Source organism: Acidimicrobiales bacterium, assembly GCA_035533095.1.
Classification (GTDB): Bacteria; Actinomycetota; Acidimicrobiia; order Acidimicrobiales; family Palsa-688; genus DATLUM01.
In genome coordinates this window covers 1-3,330 of record DATLUM010000041.1, presented here as the reverse complement: position 1 = coordinate 3,330, position 3,330 = coordinate 1, and the positions used below count along the sequence as shown (strand labels likewise).

The 3,330-nt window shown below is 65.9% G+C and carries 2 protein-coding genes; one reads left to right on the top strand and one right to left on the bottom strand.

Annotation, left to right across the window (positions count from 1 at the left end; genetic code table 11):
* Positions 1 to 88 precede the first annotated feature (88 nt).
* The gene (locus VNF71_04250; protein HVA73756.1) at positions 89 to 1,327 is read right to left on the bottom strand and encodes an IS110 family transposase; all 1,239 of its coding nucleotides are present in this window, start codon (positions 1,325 to 1,327) and stop codon (positions 89 to 91) included.
* Between the two features lie 389 nt (positions 1,328 to 1,716).
* Between VNF71_04250 and VNF71_04245 the strand changes: the two genes are divergently transcribed.
* Positions 1,717 to 3,330: IS1634 family transposase (locus VNF71_04245; protein HVA73755.1), on the top strand; the 1,614-nt coding region annotated here is incomplete at its 3' end.

Here is a 3,330-nt window from a genome sequence, read left to right as displayed (position 1 = left end):
GTAGGCCGCGCTCGCGCCGGCGATGCCGCCCCCGATGATCACGACCTGCGCCCGTTCCATGGCCCCCAATCTGACAGGAAAATAGCGTTCAGGCTGCGACGGCTTCTTGGAGCGTGACGTGGTGTCCGAGGGCTTCGAGTTGTTTGACGAGGCGTTTGGTGAGGCGTTCGGGGTCGCGCGTGCGGAAGTAGTCGCCGCCGAGGTCGCGGTAGAGCTCGCCGGTGGTGAGCATGTGCCAGCAGGCGACGATGATCGAGTGTTTGACGGCGCCGAGGGCTTTCTTGTGGCCGCGACGCGGCTTGAGTCGCGCATATTGCGCGGCGAGGTAGACGTCTTTGGTGCGGATCGCGGCCAGCGCTGCTTCTTCGAGCGCCCAGTCGAGCCATTTCGAGCCGTTGCGTGTCGTGCCCGAGCGGCGTTTGCCGGCGGACTGGTGGTTGCCGGGGCACAGGCCGGCCCAGGACGCGAGGTGCTTGGCGTCAGCGAACACCGACATGTCCAGGCCGATCTCGGCGACGATGACCTCAGCGGTGCGCCGTTGAACGCCCGGGATCGTGCACAACAGTTCAACGGCCCTCTCGAAAGGGGCGATCTGCTCGGCGATCGTCTCGGTCAGGCTCATGATCTGCCCGTCCAGGAAATCGATGTGGTCGAGGATCGCGCCGATCCAGACCGCATGCAAATGATCGAAGCGGCCCGCGAGCGCCTCACGCAACGCCGGGATCTTCGCGCGCAGGCGGCCCCTGGCGAGATCGGCGAGAACCTCGGGGTCGGTCGTGCCCGCAATCAGCGCGTCGAGCATCAGGCGGCCGGACTTGCCGAGGATGTCGGTCGCGACACAGTCCAGTTTGATCCCGGTGTCCTCGAGCGCCTTGTGCAGCCGGTTGGCCTCCCTCGCGCGCTCCTGGATCTGCGTCTTGCGATACCGCGTCACGTTCCGAAGCGAGCGGATCGGCTTCGGCGGCACGAAACTCGCGGCCAGCAGCCCGGCCTCCAACAGTTGGCACAGCCACGCCGCATCGCTGATATCGGTCTTACGCCCGGGGACCTGTTTCACGTGGCGGGCGTTGACGAGCATGCAGTCGAACTCGTCCTCAAGGACCGCCCACACCGGCTTCCAGAACACGCCGGTCGCCTCCATCGCGACCTGCGTGACCCGGTGCGCCGACAGCCAGTCGCGCAACGTCAACAGCCCCGCGACCGTCGTCTGAAACTCCGCCACATGCTGCTCGCGCCCGCGCCCCTCAACCGACGGGGCACGCACGCACGCAGTGACCTGCGCCTTATGAACATCCAGCCCCGCCGGACGCTCGACCACCGTTTCCATCACTGAACCTCCACGACGTGATCGACACCAACGTCGCCCAGGGGCCTCTGAGAACTGGCGAGTCTGACAGGCGTGCTCAAGGCAACAATCCGGAGCTCCGGGGAGACCCACACGCCAAACTAGCCTCGGGCTCACCAGCACCAAGAAGCGATCGGCGTCGCGGGCGACCCCCCAATCATCCCCATTTTCACCAGCCCGCGACCGCCCGCCACGCGGGCAGCACAACTAGCCCGAAGTTCCCCTCGTAGTCAGCCTGGATAGGGTCCGGGATCGCTGTGGTTGTGGGGGATTCCGGCTTTTTTGCTGTCGCTGGTTGTGGTCACCACTTTCTGTCCGGTGGGTGCGGTAGATTCCTGGTTGTGGGAAGGCATGCTCGTCCATCGGGTGCGATGCACGTGGTCACGACGGAGCGCCGGTCGGGAGAGGCGGTCTATAACACGACGCTGTTGCGGCGCTCCTATCGCGAGGACGGCAAGGTCAAGAAGCAGACGCTCGCGAATCTGTCGCATCTGCCGCCGGAGGTCATTGAGCTGATCCGCGGCGCGCTGCGCGGCACCCGCTACGTCGCGGCGGGCGAGGGGTTCGAGATCGAGCGCTCGGTCGCGGCCGGCCATGTGCGCGCGGTCCTGGCGATGGCAGGGCGGCTCGGGTTGGCGCGGCTGATCGATCCGCGGCCCAGCCGTGAGCGTGATCTGTGTCTGGCGATGATTTGTCAGCGCGTGATCGCGCCGGCGTCAAAGCTCGAGAGCTCGCGCGCGTTGGGCCGCTCGATCCTGCCCGAGGAGTTGGGTGTGATGGGGGCCACTGAGGATGATCTGTACGCGGCGCTTGACTGGCTCGTGGATCGTCAGGCGCGGATCGAGGATCGCCTCGCCAAACGCCACCTCGGCGATGGCGAGCTGGTGCTCTACGACGTCTCGTCCTCCTATTTTGAGGGACACGCCTGCCCGCTCGCTCGGTTGGGGTATTCGCGTGACGGCAAGCGCGGGACGCCGCAGATCATTTACGGGTTGTTGTGTGACAAGCCCGGCCGGCCGATCGCGGTCGAAGTGTTCTCCGGGGAACTGCATGATCACGCGACGCTGCCGGCGCAGATCGCGAAGCTCAAGACGCGCTTCGGTCTGGCGCGCGTGGTCGTGGTCTGTGATCGCGGGATGGTCACCCAGGCCAACATCGACCTGCTCGCCTCGACCGATGGTGTCGGCTGGATCACGGCGCTGAAAGCGCCGCAGATCAAGAAGCTGCTGGTCAGCGGCGCGCTGCAGCCCTCGCTGTTTGACGAGCAGAACCTGGCCGAGATCACCAGCCCGGACTACCCCGGCGAACGCCTCGTCGTCTGTCGCAACCCGCTCGTCGGCGCGCAGCGCACCCACAAACGCGAAGCACTACTCGCCGCAACCGAGACAGAACTCCAGCTGATCACTGACCGCGTCACACGCGGCACGCTCCTGGGCGCAGATGCGATCGGACTGGCCGTCGGCCCCGCGATCAAGCGCTACCGCATGAAGAAACACTTCCAGATCCAGATCACCGACACCACATTCACCTTCACCCGCAAAACCGAACAGATCACGGCCGAACAGTCACTCGACGGGTTCTACGTGATCCGCACCTCAGAACCCGCCACCACACTCGCAAGCAACGACGTCGTGCGCGCCTACAAGGGCCTCGAACAGGCCGAGCGCGCGTTCAAAACGTTCAAAGGCCCCGAACTACAGATCCGACCGATCCACCACCACCTCGACACCAGGGTCCGCGCACACGTACTGCTCTGCATGCTCGCCTACTACCTCACCTGGCACCTCCGCGCCGCCTGGGCGCCACTGCTCTTCAAAGACGAACACCCACCGATCGCGGCCGACCCCGTCGCGAAGGCCACCCGCTCACCCGCCGCCCAGCACAAGGCCCAGACCAGACGCACCCCGGCCGGCGAGACCTGTCACAGCTTCAAGAGCCTGCTCGACGAACTCGCGACCCAGACCCGCAACACGATCCGCGTCCCC

Excerpts from the sequence above, each read along its gene's own strand:
- VNF71_04250 (HVA73756.1), bottom strand. The coding sequence starts at position 1,327 with ATGGAAACGGTGGTCGAGCGTCCGGCGGGGCTGGATGTTCATAAGGCG.